The following is a 24,410-nucleotide window of genomic DNA, read 5'->3' on the forward strand; positions in this document are numbered from 1 at the left end:
GATACAAACTAATTTGAGATATTTGCAAGAAATAACTACTCAAGCTCTAATTGGTCATCATCTTTGGTAATTTTAATCTTTATCTTTTTATATTTACGTTTATTTGGATCTAGTGCCGAGTTCATTACTTCATCCGCAAAGGGAGGGCACTGCATGAGTTTTGCATATGCTCTATAGCCGATGCGTATTCGCGTAGGTGGGCAATCGGTTCTTTTTGAATAGTATTCAATGAGAGAATTCAGTTCTTGTAATAAAGTTTGCTGTTCCATCATACATATTTAACAATTTGTTAATTCAAGCATAATAGAATTATAGGCTTAGTGGAATATGTAGTCAAAATACTAATTTGTTTGAAATGTGATATAGTTTTCACTTTTAATTAAATGTATGAATTTTTTCATTTTTAGATAGAATGTTTGAGTCTTAGTTTTGCTTTACTAAGACCAAAAAAACTATAAAAAGTTAGATTTTTTTTTGAATCATTTATATTTACGATTAAATGATTAAATTAAAAAAATAAAATTTAACTAATTGATTTTATTCATATAAAATAATTTTAATAAATATAATGTCAGAAATATAAAATTATTGGAAATATATATTAACTTAAAATAAACAATGCTTACATGATGTTTCATATATTTACAAGTTGTTACATAACATAAATCATACTTACCTAAAAAGCGCTCCAAATACCACTTAGTAAATAAGGATACTTTAATGCCTCAATATCTGATGATTGCAGAAAGTGTGTATAGGAAAGTTAAAGACAGTGAGCTCTTCACAGAAGATACCATTGAAAATCTTAATCATCTAATGACATTTATCCGCAAAGAAATCGTTGGGACTGTATTTAAACTTAAGTACAACTATATTGATTTTAATGAACTATTTAGCAAACCACTTAACGAGTGTAATGTAAAAATAGATGTAAGCCTAATTCCGCATTTCAATCATGAAAATGAGTATGTTTTATGGTTGGCGGGATTTATTGAAAAAATTACTGAAGGCGGACCTAAAACTCCACCTCCAATTAAGAAGTTTATTCCTGAGTTTATTAGTTTAAGACTAGAGTTTGATTCAGTGGCTTTGCCAGATGAAAAAACTGAAAATCAGGGTGAAGAAATAACCGAATACTTTAACTCTCAAGCTTTTACAAAAAAGATGGGAAAGTAAAAGTGTTATAAAAGGTTCAATTTTTCAATAATCGCCTTCGGGCGATTTTTTTTTAATCATCTTGTCATAATGAACAGCTAATTTAAGCTTATAAAAAGAAAAGATGAAGATTGTTGCGAACAACAAAATCAAAAAGCAATTTTCAAGTAAAGCTGGTCTGTTGTAATTAAGCTAATTCGAAAGAATTGGCTTTTTTGTTTTACATATGATTGAAAGAGAAAAGACTTTTTAAAGTTTTATTTATTCTAATAACAAAACTTAGGATTTTCTCACAGTTAATGTGCTATGAACTGATCAAGAAGGGAATCTGATATTACTTTCTCACAACTGAATATTACAGTGAGGTATGTTAATTTTTATAGCATAGGTCACTATTACTTTTTAAGTTGGTGAGGTGTGTAATGAACGAAATATGGGGATATCATTTTAAAAAGGGTTGGATTCAACAGCATAATTTTCTTGCCGCTTATCTCACTTTATTTAATGAGCATGATATATCTAAAGCTATAATTGCACTTGGATATTTTGGAAAATATGGAGTTTATCAAATAGATGATTCAATACTGGGAAATCCAATTGAAGTATATGAATTACAAAATGGTTCAAGACTGCCCAAATATTTAATTGAATATTGCCCAGTAGGAGCAAATGTCGATTATTTTGTTGCATATAATATGCCGAGCTTGATTGAGCTTTTAAACAAGCTAGCTCCATTAGTGCATGCAGTAACAGCATGTAATCAAATTAATGATATATCATCGAATTTAAAAAAACATTCAAAAGCAGTCAATTAGACTTTAAATACTATTTAAATTAATTCTAGTTACTAAGATTGAATTAATTTTTGATTATTTGTTTTATTGGGGATATTAGAGATCCTCAATACAATGGACTAGTCACACCTAAACTTGAAAACTTTCCAAGTGAATGCGAAGTAAATGATGCTGAGCACGTCAATAAAATTATTGAAAATCAGATCCGAATCGCGCCCACACAATACATGTGGTTGCACAGACAATTTAAAATTCGTCCTTTCGGTGAGACAAAGTTCTATTGATAGATTTTGCTTTCATTATTCAAGATCGAGTTGGTTATCATCTTTGGTGACTTTGATTTTTAACTTTTTATATTTTCGTTTGTTTGGATCAAGTGCAGAGTTCATGACTTCATCTGAGAAAGATGAGCATAGCATGAGTTTTGCATAGGCACGGTAGCCAACCAAAATTCTATGTAAGGGATAGTCGGTTCTTGTAGAGTAATATTCAATTCGAGCGTTTAGCTCTTGTAGCAGGGTCTGCTGGGACATTGGAATAATTTTCTATAAGTGGTTCATTACAGCATATAGAGATTTACACTCTCTAAAAAGAAATATTTTAAAAAATTAATATTATTCATAGTTAATTTATTAAAAATCATATGCTATAAATTTTTATTCCTTTTAAAATTAACTAGATATAACAAATTTTTAAATATTTTGGTTAACGTTTAATTATCAAAAATAACAACTCTTTTAAAACAATAAGCGTATGTGTGTTATAGTCAATTTTAAATAATTTTTGGTATAAAATGGATATTTGTATTGGTGGCCTACTTAATGGTCAAAAAAGATATGATAATCAAAGCTTTTTTAAAGTAGAGAATCACTATTCTGATTGTTTTTCCGAATATACTAAAGAGTATTTTCATTTAAATGGTCAAATTTTTTCATTTTGGATTAGTAAAGAAATAGACTTTTTTGAAGCTCAAAAGAAAATTGAATTATATTTAATAGATATTGAAAATATTTAAATTAAATGTACATGTCGGAAAATAAGTTAATTAATATAGAATTAGTTTTTAATAATTTTAATTTTTGAAATTTCTCTATACATAAAACTTAATGCTTTTTTCTTTTTTGAATTGTAATATAAAAAATAAAGTAGGTTGTAGGTATGGGTATGAGTGATCAATTAATTGAAAGAGATAAACTTTTAAAATATCTAACTCAAAAAAATGCTGAAAAGGAGTTAGAGTGTGAATGGCTTAGAAATATTATTATTCGGTTGCTTGATGAAATTGAAGATAGTCGATTACAGGCTCTGCTAATTAGACAAGTTAATGAAGAGCTGATTTTACTGATCCAAACACATATAGAGCCAGAGTTTAACTTAAAGGATTTAACTCAGTTTCCAAATTGAATAAGTAGTAAATATTGCTAAAAATAATAATTTGTTTTGAATAAATTTGAAAGAAATAAAATATTAACTTAAAAATATTGAATTCTATTTTTTTAAAAATAGTTGATAGATTTTAGATGAGTGAAAAGAAATGATAATAAATCAATGAATTTTTTTAAATATTTAATATAAAAGCCCTATATTAAATAGGGCTTTTATATTAAATAAAGAGTATATTTAATTAATTTTAATGTTTATTTTCCTTCTCGTTGTTTTCTGGTAAAGGAGTGTCATTTTCAGTGGGTTGAATAGGTTTCTCAATTTTATCCGCGTTTGATTTAGGGTTGAAATTATTTTGCTCTTGAGTTGCTTTTTTTGAAAAATCTTTAAAATCAGACATTTTAAACTTCTTTAATAATAGTAGTAAGGAAGCTTTATACTAGCCCTTTAATTTAGTTACATTGCGGTAGTTGTGAGAACACTATGTAGTGATATGTTCTAAAAATAGGTTAGTTATCGACATAATGTTTCTAAAAATTAATTTGAGTGTTGATATATATGAAAAAACACTTTTTAATGAAATACAGGATGTAACATATAAATTAATATTTTATTTTATGAGTTTTGAAAATAAATAATTTTAGAAAATGTATTTAAATGTGTGGGTTTTTAATTTATTTAATGATATAAAACATGAGGTTGAAATTTTTGAAGTGTAAAAGTCTTTAACTACTTACTTGTAAATATATTTGAACAACTTAAAGATACATTTTTAGATAAATAATGCATACTTAGTTAGATTAAATTTAAAAATGAGAAATAATATGGATACTGAAGTAAAAAAATATTTTGATGTTGCTGAAAGTGTTTATAGGAATATTAGTTTTAAAAATCAGACTAATAAGGGGAGAGTCGACTATCTTAATAAGCTACTAGTTGAGATAAAAAAAGAAGCTGCTATCCATCAATTAAGGTTGATGTATAGTAATATTGATTTTGAAAACTGCTTAAATAGACCAATGAAAGAACGTGTTGTCAAAATAGATTTAAGTCTACTGCCTAGTTTAGATAACAAACATGAGTATATTATGTGGTTGGCGAGTTTTATAAAAAGTATTTCTGCCGAAAGAAAATAAAATATATAGCCATAAGAATTTTAATTTAGAGTTTTTTATCTAAAATTTTATTAATTTTGTAGATTGTTGAAAATTAAAATGAAAAAATATAATTATTAATTATCTTAATAATAAACAAGGTGATGACATTTAGATACATTTGTATAGTATCTAAGTTGGTATAAAGGGAATATTGTCAGTAAGTGCTAGATAATCATCTGCACATCATTAAATAGGAGAGACTCTAATGTCTCAACATGACCAAGTTAAAAATGATCAAGAAAAATCAAAACAGCAACAACAGCAGCAGCAAGATGGTAAAGAGTTTGTTCCTAAAAGTCCTGATCAGAATGATTTAGAAAAATTAAATCAAAATGATAAAAATCAGAAAAAATAATATTATTATAAAATTTATTTTTTCTTAAAATATTAATTGGTAGAAAGAGTTTCTATTCTTTTTGCCAATTTCTAAGATTAAGAGGAATATTTTGAAATGTTTTTTATTATAGTAATTGTTTTTTTAGTTATTGGTGCTTATTTTTTAATTAATTTTTTTTCAAAAGTTTATTTAGAGTTGCCTGAGAAAACTATAAAAATAGCTGGAAAAATATTTACTGAAAATAAAAATTTTTTTGAGCATGAAATAGTTGTAACTTTATATCAGGAAGAATTAATAACTTTAGTAGGTGAGCAAGATGGTGATAGAGTTACTGTTTTTAAAAATGCTGTAATATGTCTAGAAAAAGAAACATATAAAATAGCAGTATATATTGATACTTTAAGAGTAGGATATCTTAATAAAATAAATGCTCATAGTTTTTCTGATTTTTTGAAAATAAAAGGTTTTAATAAAAGGGATGCTTTTGAAGTTGATGCGGTTATAATTAGTGAAAACTTAAGCCTGTGGAGTGTGAGGCTAGATATACCATATGACATGAAAAAATTTAGGTTTGATAAATATTAGATTTATAATAAATATTTAAGTGGTATTTCTGTAATGTATCTTAGAGCTTTTTTTGAATTTAAAATAAAAAGAGATCATAATAATTTTATTGATAATAAAAAAGGAGAACGGTTATGGAACGTAGAGCTGTTAAAGTGCATAAAATGTTTAGAGAGTTTCATGAAGAAAAGGATCATGGTTATATAGGAGAATATGATGAAAAACATAACCTTATAGCGATATATAATAGTTTTAAAGAAAAAATGAAGAAAATAGAAGGAACTTATCAATGGATTTTACCTTCTTCGGGTGAGATCTTTTTTGTTGAAGAAGATCCCCTCTATATTCGGTAATTAATAAAGAAATCATATTTGTTAATACACTAACTTTCAAAGATAACAATAAGGTGTTATCTAATCTGGCTTTAAATGATCTATTTTATATTGTTTAAATTTTAGACTGAGTATCTCCTTGCTGGTAGTTTATAGATTCCCGTACAGATCATCACTTTATAAACCCCAATTTAACAATAAATTTTAATTATTTAGCTTACTTTTTTAATGCTCTAAATTAAAACAAATGTCATTTTGTATGCTTGACTGTAATAGGGTAGAGCACTATTCTTTGCCTGCTGGCCTACATTGCCAGCCGACTTTGACAGGTCGGATACCCAAAGCACACGAAAAAGAATTTCTTTTTTGTGGGCATCCCTGCGTGCCCCCTCTGCGGCGGAACGGGAGGGGGACACCTTCGGGTGTGCTGATCTTTTGGGTATCAGTCTGTCAACCTTCTCTCGTTTCGCCACCATTATTTGACAGTAATATGGTGAAACTTCTTTATTACCCAAAGGAGTTCGCACATGCGTACTAATTCTTCTTCATTGGCCTTTGCCAAATTCTCTCTGCCCATACCGCTTAAGAAGTCTATAAAACGGTTTAATCGACTCTAGGTTTTCTACGCCTTAAGAATCGTTACGACCAAAAATCATAGCCACAATAAAACCGAGATAGGCGAGCACACCATTATTGTGCGGCTTTCTTATGCCTGTATTTAGCACTCATTTTAAGAGTGAAGGTATTTATATCTCTTTTTTTATACAACAAAAAATTATTTTAAGCGGTAAAACTATGCGAAATTTAGAAACATCTTCCAAAAAACTACATGTAATTCAAACTACCATTCAACTCATGACGATACATGGGTTCCATAATGTAGGCGTAGACCTGATTGCTAAAGAAACCAAAATTGCAAAAGGTACGCTTTACAACTATTTTCACTCAAAAGCAGGCCTTATTGAAATATGCCTGTTACTGCAAAAAGAAACGCTCATGGAAAAAGTAAGAGAGGTACTAGAAATAACCCAATATTCCACTTTGACTAATAAACTCAGGCAAATTTATCTTTTACATGCCGACTTAAATAGCGCTTATTACCTACTGTTTAAAGCGGTTTTTGAAACTAAATTACTTTATCCTCATGCTTACCAAAGTGCTGTGCGTTATAGACGTTGGCTAAAAAATGAGATTTTCTGCCTTATAGCAGAAACTAAAAAAATGGCTTCATATACAGAAGCTGAGTTGTTGGTATTTATGATAGATGGAGCAATTTTGAGGCTTTTAATTTCAGATAAAATTGAAGAACAAACTAAGTTGTTAGATTACTATTTGATGAGGGTAATCTAACAACTCATTGCTGCCCAAGCTATTGAGCTTGGGTTGCTAAATACCTATTACGGTAATGCCGTCATATTTGTTTTCGACTCTCTCAAGAAATTTGGTAATTTCTATGATCATGTTGAGAGCTTGTGGTTTAAAAAAATTGAAGTGATTTGCAAACCATTTTGTTTCTTTTTCGAAAATGAGCTTTAACGTCTTATCGTATTTATCTAACTGATTTATAAATGAATGAAGCTTATATAAATCTTTTATAATTTCTTTGATATTTTCAGAGTCTATAAAAGTATTTCCCCAATGAAAAAACTTTTCTTTATCTCGGTTAAATAAATTTTCAACGAGTGAAAAAGCAATTTCATCAACAACTATAGAGCCGATACAATTTTCATTTCTATCGAGGTCCATAGGTATCACTTGAATATTTAATGAACCTACTAAACCAGAAACAAATTTAACGTCAAAATTAATTTTCATATTAAATAACTGAATAAATTAAATTTTATATTTCTGAGATTAAATTTTCACTTAAATTCAATTCTTTAGAAAATACAGGGTTGGATTTCCAGTTAGGTTGTCTCTAGCTCAATTAATGTATTGATATAGTTCCACGTTTTCTCTGGTTCAATTGGATTTTCTTCGCAAACAGACGCATTAATCAAGCCATCGAGGAGAGAGAGGAATAAATGAGTGAGCGTTATAGGATCCTTTATTTCTAATTCTTTAAAAATAGAACTGGTAGTGTCAAATAACCAATTTCGATATTCATCTAGCACGACATGAATAGTTGGATATAAGCTTCCTACATCCATTCGTGCTTTATGAAATGGACACCCTCTGGCACCATTTTGATTTACCCAATTGATATACCACATATAGAGTTGTTCTAATTTTTCTAAAGGAACTGATCGTGCAGATATTTGCTCTTCTACCGCAATCTGGATATCAAGTTTTAGTTCCTGTAGGCAAGCGGCCACCAATTCTTCTTTAGATGGGAAATGTTTATAAAAGGTCGCTTTGGCAATATCAGATTCAGCAATAATTCGGTCTATACCGACAGCAATATAACTTTCCTGAATAAAGAGCTGAGTTGCTGTTCTTAGAATAATTTCTCGTTTTGATGGTTTTTTTAATTTTATTTGTGCATTCATAAGGGCTTATTGCATTTTGTTGAAGAATTAAGCTTGGTATTTTAGTTGATAGAGGGACTGTTAGACTAGTCGATATGGTTGAAATTTAAACAAAAGAAAGACAGAACTGTATGTATTTAACCGCATATCTTGGATTATGATCTAATCTATAAAAATTTAATGTTTAATTTAATAAGATTTATCAAATTTTAGAGATTTTTGCTTCATTTGGCACATCGTTCGGTATGTCTCTATTTTCCAGATAAATTCTTAAATAGTTGTTTTTTTCTTAAAGTTTAAATGAGTAAGATATATTATTTTTTTATATTAAATAACTGAATAATTTAAATTTTATATATCTGAAACTAAAAAGATTTACCTTAAAAAAATCTACTCAGTTAGATAAACATAAATGAGCCGAATAATTAAAGATATAAAACTATTGGAGAAAGCTGTGGATGAACACAAGTTAAAAACAAAAGTCGGCACACTTGAAATGGTCGTAGCTATGCTGCTTTCAGGGAGTATTGGCCTATTTGTGATTAAATCAGGTCAATCACCAATTAACATCGTATTTTTCCGCTGCCTTATATCAGCCTTATGCTTAATACCCATCTGTTTGTTTTATGGTCATTTTAAAAAAGTATATTTTGGCAAAAAAGAACTATTTCTAATGGTGACTTCGGGCTTACTTATTATTTTTAACTGGGTTCTGCTGTTTGCTGCTTTTCCTAAAACTTCTATCTCTTTAGCCACGATTGTTTATCACGTAAACCCGTTTGTGATTTTATTTTTAGGGGCTTTGGTCTTTCATGAAAAGCTAAATAAAAATGATGTGCTATGGACCCTAGTTGCTTTTGCTGGGCTAATTGTAATTATTGGTTTGGGCAGTGCCTCGGTGAACTCTAATCAGTTAGTCGGTTTGGGGCTGGTTTTAGTTGCTACTACACTGTACTCAATATCGGTTCTAATGACTAAAAAACTAACTAACACGCCGCCTTTATTAATTGTGCTTATACAAACCTTAAGTGGAGCCATTGTTATGACTCCGTTTATATCGGTTTTTGCAAATCCACCGATAGGCCAACAATGGCTGTTTGTACTTGTGTTAGGGGTTTTACACACAGCATTTCTTTATTATTTGATGTACTCGGCAATTAAGAAAATACCTTTAAATAACATTGCGATATTATCTTTTATCTATCCTATATCGACCATAGTAATTGATTATTTTTTCTTTGATCATGTGCTGACCCATACTCAAATTTTAGGTGCAGCTTTAATTTTATTGGGTGTGCTCGGAGTAAAGTTGCATTGGAATGTTTTTGCGTTGAAAAGATTAAAATAGCAATACGAAGAGTTTTGCTTATCAACAAAGTTGCGAAAATAAGTCATTAAATATTAAATTGCAATTGAGGTGAGCAAAATGAAAAATCAGTGGATAACAGACGAAGATAGATGGCAAGCAATTGTTGATCGTAATGCAGAAGCTGATGCATATTTTGTTTATGGCGTGAAAACCTCAGGTATGTACTGTCTGCCATCAAGTACCAAAAGACTGCCTAAAAAAGAAAATGTAGTTTTCTTTGAGAGCGTCGCGCAAGCCGAGAAAAATGGTTATCGAGCAAGCCAAAAAATACAAAACAGACTCTCAAATGCACACGATCCAAAGCTTGTAGAGAAAATCGAGAAAGCTTGTAGATACATCGAACTACATGAAGAAAACTTGTCTTTATCAGATGTGGCAGATCATGTAGGAATGAGCGCATATCATTTTCACCGAGTTTTTAAGCAAATTACAGGCCTAACACCTAAAGGCTATGCCGATGCCCATAAAAGTAAAAAGCTAAGAGACAACCTAGACGAAAATATTAGTGTGACTGATGCAATATTTAATGCAGGTTTTAATTCAAATAGTCAGTTCTATGAAAATTCAAATTCGCTATTAGGTATGACAGCGAAAGAATGGAAATCTGGCGGTAAGGGTGTACGTATTTTTTTCGCCATAGGAGCGTGCTCTTTAGGAGACATTTTAGTTGCTCAAAGTCAGAAAGGCATTTGTGCAATTTTGCTAGGTGATGACCCTGAAAAGCTTTTAAATGATTTGCAAGATAAATTTCCTGAAGCCGATTTAATTGGCTGTGATGATGAGTTTGAGCAACTGATTGCGCATATTGTCGGGTTTATTGAAGCGCCACAAATCGGATTAGATTTACCACTAGATATTCAAGGGACTGCATTTCAACAAAGAGTATGGCAAGCCTTGAAAGAAATTCCTGCGGGGCAGACAGCAAGTTATTCCGATATAGCCCAAAAGATAGGTTCACCTAAAGCGGTTCGGGCTGTTGCAGGGGCGTGTGCAGCAAACATGTTAGCTGTTGCTATTCCATGTCATCGTGTTGTTCGAAATGATGGTTTTATTTCTGGGTATCGTTGGGGCGTGGAGCGTAAACGTGCATTATTAGAGAAAGAAGCAGAACTGGCACGAAACTAAAATTGTTTTAGTAGGCTGTTTTATATAGGTAATTTTTTCAAAACAGCAAGAATCAGAGAGTCTATTTTCTTCGGGTTACTCAAAATATATCCATCAATTTAATCAAGATGGAATTGTGAGTATGAGCAGATTAAAAGACAAAGTGGCTATTATTACGGGTGCAAGTTCAGGTATAGGTTTAAGTGCCGCATCGCTATTTGTAGCCGAAGGGGCGAAAGTTATTCTGGTTGCACGCCGTGAGCGTGTTTTAAAAGAGCTTTGCGATAATTTGAATCGAGACGGAGTCGTTGCGCATTTTATTGCAGGGGATCTTAATGACCCTACAACCATGCAAAGAGCAATTGATATGGCTACGCAATATTATGGCAGGTTAGATATTGCATTTAATAACGCAGGCCTGTTGGGAGAATATCAACTGACTCACGACACAACCGATGAAAATTGGAATTATGTCCTTCAGAATAATTTAACCAGTGCGTTTCAGTCGGCTAGAGAGCAGCTTAAAGTCATGTTAAAGCAGGAATATGGCTCAATCCTGTTTACCTCATCTTTTGTGGGGCATCATATCGGGTTTCCTCAAATGGCGGCTTATGCTGCAAGCAAAGCAGGACTCATTGGTCTAACCAAAGTAATGGCAGCAGAATATGCAACCTCAGGCATTCGAGTAAATGCACTTTTACCCGGTGGAACAAATACTTCAATGGGTCAAGAGGCCGCTTCTTCGCCAGAAGTTCTAGAGTTTGTAAAAAGCATACATGCGATGAAACGTTTAGCAGAACCCGATGAAATTGCAAAAGTGGCGCTCTTTTTAGTGAGTGATGATGCAAGCTTTATTACAGGCAGTGCTGTACTCGCCGATGGTGGAGTGACTATCTGTAAAACCTAAATAAACAATGAATAGATAGGTCGTAAAAAAGTGAGGCTGCTAGAGCCTCACTTTTTATATGTACTTATTTTCCTTTTTTGGTTTTTAAATACTCGGCATAAGCTTCATCTGCGAAGCGTCTTAAAGAGTCACCAATAGCAGCATATTGGTATTCATTAAGGTTAGCCAATGACGCACGGGCAGAAGGGTGCTGTACACCGAAACCAGAACCCGGTAATAAAACCACACCTGTTTCATCGGCTACTCTAAATAAAAGCTCGGTCGGATTTTTATTTTTCATTACCCAGTCGGCAAACTCATCACCATAGAGAGTGCGTGAGGTGTTTTCAAGGTTAACAAGAGTGTAGTAGTCCACCGCATTTGGATCTGTTGGAACATCAACACCAAGTTGTCGATACAGTGCTGCATCGCGTTCACGTACAACAGATTTGACCGCTTTTTTATAGCTTTGGCGTGAGTCCATCATATTAAACAATGCAAATAAAACCATTTGCACTTGTTGTGGGGTAGACAGGCCCGCAGTATGGTTTAGAGCAACATTACGGCTGTCTGCAACTAAACGGTCAATAAACTTAATACTTGATGGGTCTGTAGTTAAAGATGAATATCGCTCTTCAAGCTCTTTCTTCTCTTTTTTCGATAAGTTCGCAATTTGTTTATCAAGCACATTGTTATTTGAAAGTGCAATGACACCAAGTCGCCAACCAGTCGCACCAAAGTATTTAGAGAATGAGTAAACCAAAATGGTGTTATCAGGACAGATCGCAAAAAGTGATTTGAAGTTATCGGCAAAAGTACCGTAAACGTCATCGGTCAAAATAATCAGATCGGGGCGTTTTTTGACAATATCCGCCAAAATCGCAAGACCTTCATCACTCATTTTTACCGATGGCGGGTTACTTGGGTTGACTAAGAAGAATGCTTTAATAGACGGATCTTCTAACTTTCTAAGCTCCGATTCTGGATATTGCCAACCGAGTTTAGGGTCTGCCTCAATGAGCACTTCTTCAAGTTGGTAGTCATTAAGTTTCGGAATTTCCAGATATGGCGTAAAAATAGGACTGCCAATCGCAATGCGGTCGCCATTTTTAATAATTTTATTTTCTTTTAATGAGTTAAAAATATAGGCCATTGCGGCTGTTCCGCCTTCAACAGCAAACAAATCTAAGTCTCTTTTTTGCATACCTTGTACGCCCATTTCTCGTAAGACGTACTCTTTAATAATCGTTTCACTTACTCGGAGCATACGGTCTGGTACGGGATAGTTACAGCCCAGAATACCTTCAACCATTTCAAGTAAAAAAAGATCTGGATCTAAGCCTAATTGGTCGCGTACATAAGATACGGCTTTACCTAAAAAGACAACGCCCGGTTTATCGCGGTTTTCCAAAATGAAGTTGTCAAAACGTGACTGGAGTCCAACAGGGCGAGGGAAGCCGCCTAGACCTTCTGGCATATAAGAAAACGAAAACTCGGATTCGGTTGCCGAAAACAGACCTAGTTGAAAGAATGCTCGGCGTGGGATAGTCGCAAGAAAGTTCGGATTGCCTCGGCCAGCATTTAACATCATGCGGTCAGTTCGGCTTTGAGCTAATTCTATTAAATTATCTTTCAGTTCAAATGGACTGAGTTTTGCGTATTTAGAATAATCGACTTTCCCCATGGGACGTCTCCTTAATTATAGTGAGATGAATAAAATTTCTAATTCAATGTATAAAATCAGGCTAAACCTACGATTAGTGGTCCGAGTAAGGTCAAGAACACATTTGCAAGGGCATAGGTGATTGCGAAAGGAACAGTCGGAATTGAGTTGCCTGCTTTGTCTAAGATGGCACCAAAAGCAGGGTTTGCACTGCGTGAACCAGATAGCGCTCCAGCCATTACCGCAACGTTGCTATAACGCAGAACATAACGAGCAAACAGCATAGAAAGCAGCAACGGAACCAGTGTTACAACTACTCCAATCATAAAGAGTGAAAGACCACTTTCTTTAATGGTTTGAATGGCCTGTAAACCTGATTGTAAGCCAACCGCTGCAACAAAGCCCGCCAACCCTAAGTCTTTAAGAAGCTGTGAAGCCGCTAACGGCATATTGCCATGCACCTGATTTCTACTACGAATCCAACCAAATAGAAGACCCGACAGTAAAGCACCACCGCCAGCGCCAAGCGTTAATGGCACATCGCCTAAACGAATCACAAAAAGACCAATCACTAAACCAACGACAAGACCTGCACCATGAAAAATCCAGTCTGTCTTTAGGCTTTCAGGTAAGGCTTTGCCAGCTTCTTTCACTAAACGGTCGAGGTCACTTTTTGTACCATAGACAGTAACGACATCACCTTGTTTTAAAACGGTATCGTCACTTAAAGGTTGAGTTTCATCGTTACGTTTAATCGCAAGTACATAAATACCGTGCTTCAAATAGGCTGGAGTATTGGCCTTAATATCACCTAAGGTGCGGTTAATGTATTTGGAATTTCTTAAGATGACATCGCTGGTATCCATAATCATTTCCATACCCTGCGATGATTGCAATTCGGGCCCGATTTGCTCGGCTACGGAAACGACACTGGCACGGCGACCGACCAGCAATACCACATCGTCTGTTTGTAAGGTTAGTTCAGGAGCAACATCAATAAACTGATCTTTACGTTTTAACCGTTCAATCGTAATGCTTGCTTCTTTTGCTTCAAGTTCCGCAATAGTGTGCCCATTGGCTTGTTTAACTTTATAAATACGTCCAACAATTTCCGGCATTGCCAGTTCTTGACCCGGTGCGAGTTCAAAAGCACCTTTAAGTCGTTCACTTTGAGCTTTTAGAGCATCGTCGTGAATTTCTTTACCCATAAATTTAGGCAAGATATTTACACATACAATGATTGCGCCCAAAGAACCGAAAATGTAAGTCACCGCATAGCCAATCGCGACATTTGCTTGAAGTCTTTGAATCTCAGCCAGAGGCAGATCGAGTCTAGAAATGGCATCTCCGGCAGTACCAATAATCGCAGATTGAGTCATGCCACCAGCAGCGAGTCCGGCAGCCAAGCCTTTATCGAGATGGAAAATTTTAGCCATGACTAAAACGGTGACTAAACCACACACTGCCATAAATACGGCTAAAAGAATTTCTTTTATAGACTGTGGACCAAGTGATTTAAAAAACTGGGGTCCACTTTCAAAGCCTACCGCGTAAATGAAGAGCGCAAATAAAATTGCTTTAACGCCGTTATCAACAGGTACACCAATAAGACTTAGAACGACTGCTACAAGTAGGGAGCCTGCGACTCCACCAAACTGAAATTTTCCAAACTGGAACTGTCCAATCCAGAAGCCAATTGCGAGTGATAAGAACAATAATATTTCGGGGCTATGTTTTAAAACACCTTGTAACCATTCAATCATTTTGATCTCACTTTTATTATTAGATCTATCTTTAATATATAAATTTATTTATTTTTCATTTTTAAAATACTATATGAAAATTACTTAAGCAAACCTTCAAGTCTAATGATTTTCTTAAGTTTAGTTATAGAAAATAAGTCGTTTAAAGTGCTTGTGATGTATGTATGTCACTAATTCTGAGTGATTAAATCAGCTTTGGTTTTGAATGTAAGGTAAAAATTTTTTACAATAATATAAAGAATATTTTATGAAATAAAATTGTCTTTGAATTAATTTTTTTGCATATGTTTTTTGTAATTTATTGATATATGGTGATTTAATATTTTTTGCTGTCGTTTAAGTAATGGTTTTTATTCAAATTAAAAAATAATCTACTTAAAAATGAGTTTCTGTTAACTAGATAGCATAATTTAAATTTCAATATATTTGGAATACATTTAAATAAATCTTCATAATAAGACTTATTTTAAAGAAGCAATATAAACTCAACTTGAGGGTTTTTCATTTTTAAATAAAAAGCTTCGTGTTATGGAAGCTTGATATTTAAAAATATTTATTACGTTAAAATAGTGGTTTATAGCGATTTAAAACTTTGAAATTACTGTTTCGAAGCTAACATTTTTAAGTAAATATCTGCTCGATGCGCATGACCAAAGCACCAATCTTCTGGGCTATTTTGCACAATCACAAACATGATATCTTGCTCTGGAATCTTAAATTTTTGATGGAGCTGTGCTGTTACATGCTGCATTAAATCTGATTTTTGCTGAGCTGTTCTGGCTTTACCAGAAGTGATGTATAGTAGCATGAATTTTTCAGTGCGGGAAGATTCCACCCAGTAATCAGGATCAACATATATATTGCCTTGAGCCAAGTGCTCAAAGAAATGAAAGCAATCATTTGGGGGAGTATCAAAATAACTTTCCATACAAGTCTGCACAATTTTCGATATCTGAGCTTTTTCATGATCTGTATATGCATAACTGGTTGTAAAGCGAATCATGGGCATGACCATATCTCCTCTGGCATATGTTCTAGTGCTGAAATGGCCGTAGGTAAGCCTGCATAAAAAGCAATATGGGTAATGGCTTCAATAATTTGTTCTTTTGTGATGCCTTCAGTTAAGGCATTTTTTATATGCCATTCAAGCTGCGAATAACGCCCTTGTAAAACAAGCGCAGTGATCGTAATAAAACAACGTGTTTGAGTATCAAGCATCTGTCTTTGCCAGATATCCGCAAATAAATAGTCTTTGCCGAACTCATAAAGTTTGGGCGAAATCATTTCCAAATTATGAATATCAATTTTTCTGAACATTTTAGAACTCAACATTGATGCTGTTGTTGCTAATATGGCAGTTTGATATAGTTAAAAAAATCAAAACTTTTCTAACTAATAATTCGGTTTTTATGAATGATTATACTAAACCCCCAACCAATCTTGATTTAGATGCCTTACGTGCATTCGTTAAAGGAATCGAGCTAGGGAGTTATCAGCTAGCAGCACAACACTTATGTCGTTCACCAGCCGCAATTAGTGCGCAATTAAAAAAGCTAGAGCAACAAACAAGTTGCCAGCTTCTTAGAAAACAGGGGCGGCTATTAGAATTAACCCCAAGTGGTGAATTATTGTTGAGCCATGCAAAAAACATGTTGGCTTTGAACGATACTGTGCTTTTAAAGCTGCATCAGACTCAAGCGAGTGGAGTCATTCGTTTTGGTTTACAAGAAGATTTTGCTGAAGGAACCTTACAGCAACTTATCGCTCAGTTTATGTTGCAGCATCCAAACGTACAGTTTCAAATTCGGGTTGACCGCAACCTTAACTTGATTGATAAAGTACAAAAGCAAGAGCTTGATTTAGCACTTATATGGCAGCAAAAACCAGTAATTGAAAACTTTCATGAGCTTAAAAGTGTAGAGACAAAATGGTTATTCTGTCCTCATCCCCATATCTTGCAAATCATTGAAAATAGAGCCTCCATACCACTTGTGGTATTACAACAACCTTGTATTTTAAGACAAATGGCTATTGAGGTACTTGAGCAAAAGGGTATTGCTTGGCATATTGCTTATGAGTGTAACTCAGTCCAAGGACTATGGCCTGCTATAAGGGCGGGGATTGGCATTAGTCTAAGATCATGTTTTCAAATTCCACTAGATATTCAGACCATAGAAACTGATGTACTGCCTGAACTGGAGACTTTAAACTTTGGTCTTTATTTCAATTCCACCACACAATCAGTACATATTATTCAGCAGTTTCAACAATATATTGAACAGCATCTGCGGTAATTTTTTATTGTCAAATTTGTATTGCCCAGTATAGTTTTTAGATTGCTTTATATTTTAATTTAACTTAGTAATAAAAGAGTTTGTGTAAAACAGTTAAAGAATAGCCCTTAGAGTATGCCTATGAAGCTTAAAGAATTAGCAGGTTGCGAGGAGTGCGATACCGTCTATCGTAGAGTTCCGCTTGCTTATGGAAAAAGAGCTTATTGTGTTTGCTGTGGTGCAGAGCTTTATCGGCATACTAAGCCATTTACGACTTTATTGGCCCTTATTTTAACGGCCTTAATCGTATTTGTTATTGCCAATAGCTTTCCGATTGTAAAGATTGAATTGCAAGGGAATATATCTGAAACCACTTTATTGGGTGCCGTATGGGTCATGTTTCATTATGATCGAGCTTTTGTCGGTGTCTTAATTTTAATTACCACGTTTATTGTGCCACTTTCATATTTGTTATTAATGGCCTATGTACTGGGTACGGTCAGTATATTTAAAAGACGACCAAAATTTTTAGTAGTTGTCTTACGAACGCTTTATTTTATGAGAGTCTGGGGAATGGTTGAGGTATTCCTGATTGGAATTTTGGTCACCCTTGTAAAGTTAATGGGTATGGTGCTTGTTATTCCAGAAATTGCCTTGTGGGCATTTGCGGTTTTGAGCCTATTGATGGTTTATATTACGTCCATAAAGGTGAGCGATATATGGAACGAAATTGATAGGTCACCACTATGAAAACGATAAAAAAAGTGACTGCACTCAAGGCCGAAAATACAGACATGGTTCTAAAGCAATATCCACGAGCCAAAGATCTATCGCTGATATTGTGTCACTGCTGTGGGTTATTAAACTCATCAAAAGTAGATAAAGTAGTCGCTGCTAAAAAGAATAAAGTTTTACGCTGCGTTAGATGTCGTAGTGTACTGCATGAGCGCAAACAGGGAAGTTTAAACCGTACCTTTGCCCTAGTTGTTGCTGCGACTATTTTGTATATACCGGCTAACGTACTGCCGATGACAATAACCGACTCACTTTTAGGCAGCCAGAAAGATACCATCATGAGTGGTGTGATTTATTTTTGGCAAAATGGAGACTATTTAGTGTCGGTGGTCATTTTCATGGCCAGTATTTTTATTCCGATGCTTAAGCTATTTATTTTGTATTTCCTATTATTGGTTGTATATATACAGTCATCGGCAGCTTGGAAATTTTCACCAGAGCAATGTATCAAACTTTACCGAATTGTAGAGTTTGTCGGACGTTGGTCTATGATTGACGTCTTTGTGGTCGCTTTATTAACTGCACTTATTCAGATTCAATCGCTTGCGACTATTTTGGCAGGGCCAGGTTCAATTGCGTTTGGTGCAGTTGTAGTCTTAACCATGTTTGCATCTTTAAGTTTTGACCCACGTATTATTTGGGATAATTTTTACGCATCCCAAAATACCAATAAACCCAATGATTTTTCTTCGGAAAAAACCACAGTTATTCAGGCAGAGCATTCGTCCTTGAATAATGATCCCATTAATCCCAGTCAATAAAAGAAAAATGAGTATGTCTGAAAACAAAACAAACGGCGGTACATCAGATCATCATGAGACTGATGTTGAACTGGAAAACATGAATGATTTACCAGAACCGCAAGAAAAGAAAAATCGGTGGAAACCTCTATTAATTTGGATAGTTCCATTGGTTGCACTTTTAATTGCACTTTCACTCGCAGTGAAAGCGTTGCTCTCTAATGGGCCAACAATTGAAGTATCTTTTCGTACAGCAGAAGGCTTAGTTGCAGGTAAAACAACTGTGCGCTATAAGCAGGTTGATATTGGTGTTGTACGGCAAATTGATCTGGCCGATGACCGCTCACATATTATTGCGCGAATTGATTTACGTAAAAATGCCAGCAACTTTGCCGCGCAAGATTCACGTTTTTGGGTAGTACGACCACGTATTGGGACAGGTGGCGTTTCAGGCATAGACACCTTATTGTCAGGTTCATATATTGAAGTAGATGGCGGTAAGTCACCCGAGAAAAAACTTGAATTTACAGGTTTAGAAATACCACCAGTGATTACTTCCGATGTACCGGGTAAAGAATTCTTTTTGAAAGCTGAGGATTTGGGATCTTTAGATATCGGCTCGCCGATTTATTACCGTCGAATTAACGTCGGACAAATTACTGCTTATAAGCTAGCTGATGACGGTAAAAGTGTGCAGCTTCAGACTTTTATTCGTGCACCATACGATAAGTTTGTGACTACAGATGCACGCTTTTGGCAAGCAAGTGGTATTGATGTGAGTTTGAATGCTTCAGGCTTTAATTTAGATACTCAGTCGCTTGCGAGTATTGTTGCTGGCGGTATTGCTTTTGGTTTCCCTGAAAACTCAAATGCGACTGTAGCGGCCAATAAGAGCAGCTTTAATCTTTGGGACTCAAAATCCGATGCGCTCAAAGAACCAGATGGTCAGCCACGTGGCGTGATTATGTACTTCGATCATTCACTTCGCGGTTTAGCTGCTGGTGCGCCAATTGATTTCATGGGTATTGAAATTGGTAATGTTAAATCGATTAATGCGGAGTTCTATAATAACTATAAGCAAATTCGTATGCGCGTTGAGGCGGTCATTTATCCGTCACGTGTTGAAAATGGACAGGCACTCAATCCAAATAGCAACATTTTCAAAGATTTTGTTGAGCATGGATGGCGTGCGCAGATGAGAACGGGCAACCTCTTAACAGGCCAAAACTATATTGCCTTAGATAAGTTCCCTAAAGCGAAACCAGCTAGCTTACAAATTTTGAGTGATAACCGTGTGGTGATTCCAACCACTCCAACAGAGTTGAGTGGCTTACAGGCACAGGTTTCTCAAATTGCCGATAAGTTAACTAAATTCCCATTAGTTGAAATTGGGCAAGATGTTCGTAAAACGCTTAAGAATATGAATACAGCTATTGAGTCTACCGACAAGCTGGTTAAACAGTTAGATGGTAAAGTTGCACCTGGTTTACAAGCAACCTTAGACGATGTTCGTAAAACTGTAAGATCGTCCGAGTCTATTTTGTCGAGCGATGCGCCGTTACAACAAGACGTACGTAAAGCATTGCAGCAAATGACACGTGCAGCAGCTTCATTACAGCTCATGGCAGATTATATTGAGCAACATCCTGAATCAATTATTCGTGGTAAGACACCAGAGGCCGATGATGAAAAATAAAAATACTCTATCTTTTCAACATCCTAAAGCAGCCAAATGGCTGCTTGGGAGCGGCCTGTTTTTTATGGCAGTTGCTATGACGGCCTGTTCGAGTTCACCAACGCCGAACTACTATACGATTAGTCCTAAAATAACTCCGGCAGTTAGTTCAAGTATTCGAGTTATTGAAGTTCTACCGGTTGGTCTTCCAGACCGTTTAGACCGTGCGCCTTTGGTGCTACAAGACAGTAGTGGCAAGTCTACGGTGTTAAACAATGAGCGCTGGACGTCGACTATGAGTACACAATTACGCGATACACTATCGGCAGGTTTACAGCAAAAATTAGGCGCAATTGACAGTTATAGCAGTGGGCTTGCTGGAAACAATCAGCCTTTATATCGAGTTTCTACAGACTTTTCTCATTTTGATATTGTTGATAAAAGTTATATTAATATTGCGGTGTCTTGGGTCGTGAAGCGTCAAATACCCCCAACTCAATTAGAGTCATCTAATCCAAAAGTCATTACCAATGCAGGATCTCAGCTCAATTGTCGAATTGCGTTTAAACAGTCAATTGATCAGAAAGCTAAGAAAATGGATGCAATTGTAAGTGCTTCAAGTGAGGCGATGGGCCAGATTATTAATTCGGTTTCTTCTTCAATTGTGGCATTAGATTCAAACAAAAAAGTAGTGATCACGAATGGTGTTTGTTCGTAGTAAAATTTGCTAACACAAGCCTTTATCTGTCTAAAAACAGATAAAGGCTTTTTTATTTTAGTTGCCTCTGTAGGTTGAGTAACCGTAAGGGCTGAGCAGTAACGGAATATGGTAGTGGTTTACGCTGCCGTCCACTTTAAAAATCACAGGTACTTCACTAAAGAACGTTTGCTGTTTGTTCTTTTTAAACCAGTCTTCAGTTTTAAAGGTAACTTTATAAACCCCTTGCTCTAGTTTTTTATTTTCTGGATAGAGTGCAGTAATACGGCCATTTGAATCAGTCACTTGCTGGTTGAGTTTTACCCACTGATTATTGGTGTTTTTTTCTAAAACGACTTCAACCTGAGAAGAGGGTAAACCCGTTTCTAAATTTAACACATGCACACTCAGCGGATTAGTTTGTGCAAATGTAGCCGAAGCTATAAATAACGAAGATAAAGCAATAAATGATTTTGCCATGTTGAACTAACTCCTTATGAATTAAAAACGGTTTCAATGGCTTTGCTTGCGCATTGATTGTCATTTTGTGCACCGCCAGCACCCGCAACGCCAATTGCTCCGATTACTTGGTTCTCAAAACGGACAGGTACGCCACCGCCTAACAAAAGTAAATTCGCTATGGTGGTTAAATTTTTTGCATCGGGGTTTTGGTTACTGTTTTGGCTTAAAACTAAGGTCGATGTTTTGGTAGATAACGCGGTATAGGCTTTTTTCTCGGCAGCCATTAAATTATGTGGCCCCACCAGCTCATGCCGTTCGGCAGTTAAAGGATTACCGCCGCGATCTACAACAACAACCGCAATGTTTTGATTTAATTTTTTGCATGCCTCTTTAGCACTGTCAGCTAACAGGTGGGCAGTTTTTAGATCTAACGAATAAACTTGATTCAAAGCAGGGGGCTGTGCAAAAGTACTATTACCAAATAGCACGGCTGTTAACATCAGCCAGTTCAATTTTTTCATGTTGATTGCCTCTATGTTGCTTTGAAAATCTTAAACAAATTGCTTAATTTCAAGCATGACAATCACATTACAAAGTTGTCATCTTTCAAATGAGTCTCTAAAAAATGCGTATCCTTATTATTGAAGATGAGATCAAGATCGCCACTTATTTGGTCAAAGGATTAAAAGAATCCGGCTATCAAGCAGAGTGTGTTCACTTAGGGCTTCAAGGTTTGGAAATGCTAAAAAGGGATCAATATGATTTGCTTATTCTTGATGTGATGTTGCCTGACATAGACGGCTGGAGCGTATTACAGGTCCTACGCCAGTTTTCAAAAATTCCGGTGATTTTCTTAACGGCAAAAGATCAGGTGATGGATAGAGTGAAAGGGTTAGAGTTAGGTGCAGATGATTATCTGGCTAAGCCTTTTTCCTATATTGAACTGTTGGCACGCATTAAAAGTTTGTTAAGACGACAGCAATATCTGCAAGAAAACGAGCTGTCTATTAGCGATTTAAAAATGGATTTGGTTAGTCATAAAGTATGGCGTAGTGGCAAGTTAATTGAGCTGAGTAAGACCGAATTTAATTTGTTGCGTTACCTGTTGCTCAACAAAGAGCAAATCGTGACGCGCAGACAAATTGGTTCCGAGGTTTGGAATATTAACTTTGACACCGATACCAACTTTATTGACGTCGCGGTACGCCGTTTACGAAGCAAAATTGATGAAGCCTATGAGTTAAAACTCATTCATACCATACGTGGCTTGGGCTATAAAATTTCGGTTAGCTTATGAACTTTAAATTACTACGTTCGCTTGAAGTCCGTATTACATTACTGGTCACGCTTTGTTCTGCCTTAATTTTATGTTCCGTCGGCTTTATGACCTATTTAGGTATTAACCAGATTTTATTAAAGCAGCAAGATAAAGCTTTAGCAGAGCGAATTAACCGTTTGGAAATTTTGCTACAAGACAGCGAAAATGTAGAGCAAATTATTGCGCGGCCTAAGCTGTATCAAAACATGCTTGGCAATCAAGACAACTTGTTTCTGCTCATCCATAAAGATAAAGCTTTAATTAATATCAATCCGCTTCATATTCAGTTACCTGAGTTTACAGAAAAAAACACTCTTCAATTTCAAGATTTAGCCAATAACCCATATCCAACCCGAATTGCTTGGAAAACCATAACGATTAATCAAGAGCCTTATTTGCTCATTGCAGGTAAACAGTGGTCGGAACGCATCAATATTCTTTTACCTTTTCAAGAAAGTCTCTTGATGTATGTGGTCGGGGGCGTGTTTGCGATCTTTGTGCTTTGCATTTTAGCGTGCCATTTAGGTTTACGGTCGCTACAACAGCTTCGCAAGCAAACTCACTCTATTAACGTAAACCAGCTACAGAAACGGTTAAATCTCTCAAATTCTCCTTTAGAAGTTGAGCTGCTTTCAAAAGATATAAACCACATGCTTGAGCGTATTGAAAAAGGCTATATGCAGCTCAACCGTTTTTCTGAAGATATCGCTCATGAGTTCCGTACGCCTTTAAATAATTTGATTGGGCAAACCGAGATTGCTTTAACTGGTGAACGTTCGATTGAGCAATATGAAGATTTGCTGGTGTCTCATTTAGATGACTACCACAGATTAAAACGCATGATTGATAGCATGCTTTTCTTGGCAAGAGCCGATCAGAGAATGGTTCTTGTAAACAAACAAGATATAAATATCCAAGACGTTATAGATAACCTATGCCAAATTTTTGAATATCAAGCCGAGGAACAAGACTGCCATTTTAGTTTAAATTTAGAAGCCCAAAAGTTATTTGCAGATCCTGAGCTATTTCAAAGAGCAGTTTATAACTTGATTTTAAATGCACTGGTTCATGGTGGGAATAAGCGAACTATTTTTATTAAAAGTAAATATAAGACACTTGATCACAAGAAAGTGGTGAGCCTAAGTGTGATAACCAGTGGTATTTCAATTGCTGAACATCAACTTGAGCATCTTTTTGAAAGATTCTACCAATGCCACTCAAGTCGAAGTGATGAGAACCAGACAGGTGGATTAGGGTTATCAATTGTCGCTTCAATTATGGATTTACATGAGGGTCTTTACCGCGTTTATAACACGGTTGAAGGTGTGTGCTTTGAGCTTGATTTTCCAGTTCTAGACACTTCAAAAATATTAAATTAAATACTTAATAGCGCTCATTAATTTTTAAAATTCACACTTTGTTCACAGCACTCTGGAGTATGGTTAAGCATATTAAATAAATATAGGAGGATCATT

30 protein-coding genes and 1 pseudogene are annotated in these 24,410 nt (G+C 35.0%); 20 read left to right on the top strand and 11 right to left on the bottom strand.

Annotated features, from left to right (window positions below; genetic code table 11):
- Positions 1–35: 35 nt before the first annotated feature.
- A complete protein-coding gene (locus F985_RS25990; protein WP_025469101.1) occupies positions 36–269 on the bottom strand; it encodes a hypothetical protein in 234 nt (77 codons plus the stop codon).
- Between the two features lie 451 nt (positions 270–720).
- Between F985_RS25990 and F985_RS10380 the strand changes: the two genes are divergently transcribed.
- The 3 genes and pseudogenes from F985_RS10380 to F985_RS0104280 form a co-directional block, all read left to right on the top strand.
- Positions 721–1,176 (top strand): hypothetical protein, encoded by a 456-nt coding sequence (locus tag F985_RS10380; RefSeq protein ID WP_004700675.1) that lies wholly within the window; start codon positions 721–723, stop codon positions 1,174–1,176.
- Between the two features lie 401 nt (positions 1,177–1,577).
- On the top strand, positions 1,578–1,970 hold the full coding sequence (locus F985_RS10385) for a hypothetical protein (RefSeq protein WP_004700676.1): 393 nt from the start codon (positions 1,578–1,580) through the stop codon (positions 1,968–1,970).
- A 68-nt stretch (positions 1,971–2,038) separates the two neighbouring features.
- Positions 2,039–2,233: pseudogene (locus tag F985_RS0104280) on the top strand (LpxL/LpxP family acyltransferase); the annotation flags it as partial.
- 15 nt (positions 2,234–2,248) lie between these two features.
- Here the strand turns inward: F985_RS0104280 and F985_RS25995 are convergent.
- The gene (locus F985_RS25995; RefSeq protein WP_004700678.1) at positions 2,249–2,482 is read right to left on the bottom strand and encodes a hypothetical protein; all 234 of its coding nucleotides are present in this window, start codon (positions 2,480–2,482) and stop codon (positions 2,249–2,251) included.
- A 260-nt stretch (positions 2,483–2,742) separates the two neighbouring features.
- Between F985_RS25995 and F985_RS10395 the strand changes: the two genes are divergently transcribed.
- Both F985_RS10395 and F985_RS10400 read left to right on the top strand, forming a co-directional pair.
- Entirely contained in the window at positions 2,743–2,964 is a 222-nt protein-coding gene (locus F985_RS10395) for a hypothetical protein (protein ID WP_004700684.1), read from the top strand.
- A gap of 149 nt (positions 2,965–3,113) precedes the next feature.
- On the top strand, positions 3,114–3,353 hold the full coding sequence (locus tag F985_RS10400; protein ID WP_025469103.1) for a hypothetical protein: 240 nt from the start codon (positions 3,114–3,116) through the stop codon (positions 3,351–3,353).
- 226 nt (positions 3,354–3,579) lie between these two features.
- Here the strand turns inward: F985_RS10400 and F985_RS25900 are convergent, their stop codons facing one another.
- Positions 3,580–3,732, bottom strand: a complete 153-nt coding sequence (locus F985_RS25900; RefSeq protein ID WP_004700688.1) for a hypothetical protein — start codon at positions 3,730–3,732, stop codon at positions 3,580–3,582.
- A 424-nt stretch (positions 3,733–4,156) separates the two neighbouring features.
- Here F985_RS25900 and F985_RS10405 point away from each other — a divergent pair, with 424 nt between their 5' ends.
- From F985_RS10405 to F985_RS10420, 5 genes are all read left to right on the top strand, one after another.
- Complete coding sequence (locus F985_RS10405; RefSeq protein WP_004700690.1) at positions 4,157–4,468, top strand: hypothetical protein; 312 nt, start codon at positions 4,157–4,159, stop codon at positions 4,466–4,468.
- A gap of 226 nt (positions 4,469–4,694) precedes the next feature.
- The gene (locus F985_RS25155; RefSeq protein ID WP_004700692.1) at positions 4,695–4,844 is read left to right on the top strand and encodes a hypothetical protein; all 150 of its coding nucleotides are present in this window, start codon (positions 4,695–4,697) and stop codon (positions 4,842–4,844) included.
- Positions 4,845–4,940: 96 nt separating this feature from the next.
- Positions 4,941–5,411: a hypothetical protein gene (locus F985_RS10410; RefSeq protein ID WP_004700695.1), complete on the top strand. Its 471-nt coding sequence runs from the start codon at positions 4,941–4,943 to the stop codon at positions 5,409–5,411.
- Positions 5,412–5,554: 143 nt separating this feature from the next.
- The gene (locus F985_RS10415; protein ID WP_081401344.1) at positions 5,555–5,743 is read left to right on the top strand and encodes a hypothetical protein; all 189 of its coding nucleotides are present in this window, start codon (positions 5,555–5,557) and stop codon (positions 5,741–5,743) included.
- Between the two features lie 774 nt (positions 5,744–6,517).
- On the top strand, positions 6,518–7,072 hold the full coding sequence (locus tag F985_RS10420; protein WP_025469105.1) for a TetR/AcrR family transcriptional regulator: 555 nt from the start codon (positions 6,518–6,520) through the stop codon (positions 7,070–7,072).
- Positions 7,073–7,108: 36 nt separating this feature from the next.
- Here the strand turns inward: F985_RS10420 and F985_RS10425 are convergent, their stop codons facing one another.
- Complete coding sequence (locus tag F985_RS10425; protein ID WP_004700703.1) at positions 7,109–7,537, bottom strand: CRISPR-associated endonuclease Cas1; 429 nt, start codon at positions 7,535–7,537, stop codon at positions 7,109–7,111.
- Between the two features lie 92 nt (positions 7,538–7,629).
- Positions 7,630–8,211, bottom strand: a complete 582-nt coding sequence (locus F985_RS10430) for a TetR/AcrR family transcriptional regulator (protein WP_004700706.1) — start codon at positions 8,209–8,211, stop codon at positions 7,630–7,632.
- Positions 8,212–8,644: 433 nt separating this feature from the next.
- Here F985_RS10430 and F985_RS10435 point away from each other — a divergent pair, with 433 nt between their 5' ends.
- The 3 genes from F985_RS10435 (at position 8,645) to F985_RS10445 (ending at position 11,570) form a co-directional block, all read left to right on the top strand.
- On the top strand, positions 8,645–9,538 hold the full coding sequence (locus tag F985_RS10435; protein WP_004700707.1) for a DMT family transporter: 894 nt from the start codon (positions 8,645–8,647) through the stop codon (positions 9,536–9,538).
- 78 nt (positions 9,539–9,616) lie between these two features.
- Complete coding sequence (gene ada, locus F985_RS10440) at positions 9,617–10,684, top strand: bifunctional DNA-binding transcriptional regulator/O6-methylguanine-DNA methyltransferase Ada (protein ID WP_004700708.1); 1,068 nt, start codon at positions 9,617–9,619, stop codon at positions 10,682–10,684.
- A 121-nt stretch (positions 10,685–10,805) separates the two neighbouring features.
- Positions 10,806–11,570: an SDR family oxidoreductase gene (locus F985_RS10445; protein ID WP_004700710.1), complete on the top strand. Its 765-nt coding sequence runs from the start codon at positions 10,806–10,808 to the stop codon at positions 11,568–11,570.
- A 64-nt stretch (positions 11,571–11,634) separates the two neighbouring features.
- On the opposite strand, the gene F985_RS10450 is transcribed toward F985_RS10445, so the two are convergent.
- The 4 genes from F985_RS10450 to F985_RS10465 form a co-directional block, all read right to left on the bottom strand.
- On the bottom strand, positions 11,635–13,233 hold the full coding sequence (locus F985_RS10450) for a bifunctional aspartate transaminase/aspartate 4-decarboxylase (RefSeq protein ID WP_004700712.1): 1,599 nt from the start codon (positions 13,231–13,233) through the stop codon (positions 11,635–11,637).
- 56 nt (positions 13,234–13,289) lie between these two features.
- Positions 13,290–14,975 (bottom strand): aspartate-alanine antiporter, encoded by a 1,686-nt coding sequence (aspT, locus tag F985_RS10455; RefSeq protein ID WP_004700714.1) that lies wholly within the window; start codon positions 14,973–14,975, stop codon positions 13,290–13,292.
- Between the two features lie 598 nt (positions 14,976–15,573).
- Positions 15,574–15,984, bottom strand: a complete 411-nt coding sequence (locus F985_RS10460) for a tautomerase family protein (RefSeq protein WP_004700716.1) — start codon at positions 15,982–15,984, stop codon at positions 15,574–15,576.
- On the bottom strand, positions 15,975–16,292 hold the full coding sequence (locus tag F985_RS10465; RefSeq protein WP_004700718.1) for a carboxymuconolactone decarboxylase family protein: 318 nt from the start codon (positions 16,290–16,292) through the stop codon (positions 15,975–15,977). The genes F985_RS10460 and F985_RS10465 overlap by 10 nt, the downstream gene beginning before the upstream one ends.
- A gap of 92 nt (positions 16,293–16,384) precedes the next feature.
- Here F985_RS10465 and F985_RS10470 point away from each other — a divergent pair, with 92 nt between their 5' ends.
- From F985_RS10470 to F985_RS10490, 5 genes are all read left to right on the top strand, one after another.
- On the top strand, positions 16,385–17,269 hold the full coding sequence (locus F985_RS10470; protein WP_004700720.1) for a LysR substrate-binding domain-containing protein: 885 nt from the start codon (positions 16,385–16,387) through the stop codon (positions 17,267–17,269).
- A gap of 120 nt (positions 17,270–17,389) precedes the next feature.
- On the top strand, positions 17,390–17,998 hold the full coding sequence (locus F985_RS10475; RefSeq protein WP_004700722.1) for a paraquat-inducible protein A: 609 nt from the start codon (positions 17,390–17,392) through the stop codon (positions 17,996–17,998).
- A complete protein-coding gene (locus F985_RS10480) occupies positions 17,995–18,804 on the top strand; it encodes a paraquat-inducible protein A (RefSeq protein WP_004700724.1) in 810 nt (269 codons plus the stop codon). Before F985_RS10475 ends, F985_RS10480 begins: the two co-directional genes overlap by 4 nt.
- Before the next feature lie 7 nt (positions 18,805–18,811).
- Positions 18,812–20,479 (top strand): PqiB family protein, encoded by a 1,668-nt coding sequence (locus F985_RS10485; protein WP_004700726.1) that lies wholly within the window; start codon positions 18,812–18,814, stop codon positions 20,477–20,479.
- A complete protein-coding gene (locus tag F985_RS10490) occupies positions 20,469–21,176 on the top strand; it encodes a PqiC family protein (protein ID WP_004700729.1) in 708 nt (235 codons plus the stop codon). Before F985_RS10485 ends, F985_RS10490 begins: the two co-directional genes overlap by 11 nt.
- Before the next feature lie 57 nt (positions 21,177–21,233).
- Here F985_RS10490 and uraH read toward each other — a convergent pair whose 3' ends face one another.
- A complete protein-coding gene (gene uraH, locus F985_RS10495; protein ID WP_004700731.1) occupies positions 21,234–21,635 on the bottom strand; it encodes a hydroxyisourate hydrolase in 402 nt (133 codons plus the stop codon).
- A 14-nt stretch (positions 21,636–21,649) separates the two neighbouring features.
- A complete protein-coding gene (locus tag F985_RS10500; RefSeq protein WP_081401346.1) occupies positions 21,650–22,117 on the bottom strand; it encodes a GlcG/HbpS family heme-binding protein in 468 nt (155 codons plus the stop codon).
- 125 nt (positions 22,118–22,242) lie between these two features.
- Here F985_RS10500 and F985_RS10505 point away from each other — a divergent pair, with 125 nt between their 5' ends.
- Both F985_RS10505 and F985_RS10510 read left to right on the top strand, forming a co-directional pair.
- Positions 22,243–22,914 (top strand): heavy metal response regulator transcription factor, encoded by a 672-nt coding sequence (locus tag F985_RS10505; RefSeq protein ID WP_004700735.1) that lies wholly within the window; start codon positions 22,243–22,245, stop codon positions 22,912–22,914.
- Positions 22,911–24,314, top strand: coding sequence for a heavy metal sensor histidine kinase (locus F985_RS10510; protein WP_004700737.1), 1,404 nt, complete (start codon positions 22,911–22,913; stop codon positions 24,312–24,314). Before F985_RS10505 ends, F985_RS10510 begins: the two co-directional genes overlap by 4 nt.
- The last annotated feature ends 96 nt before the right edge of the window (positions 24,315–24,410 follow it).

This window comes from Acinetobacter seifertii (assembly GCF_000368065.1).
Taxonomy (GTDB): Bacteria; Pseudomonadota; Gammaproteobacteria; order Pseudomonadales; family Moraxellaceae; genus Acinetobacter; species Acinetobacter seifertii.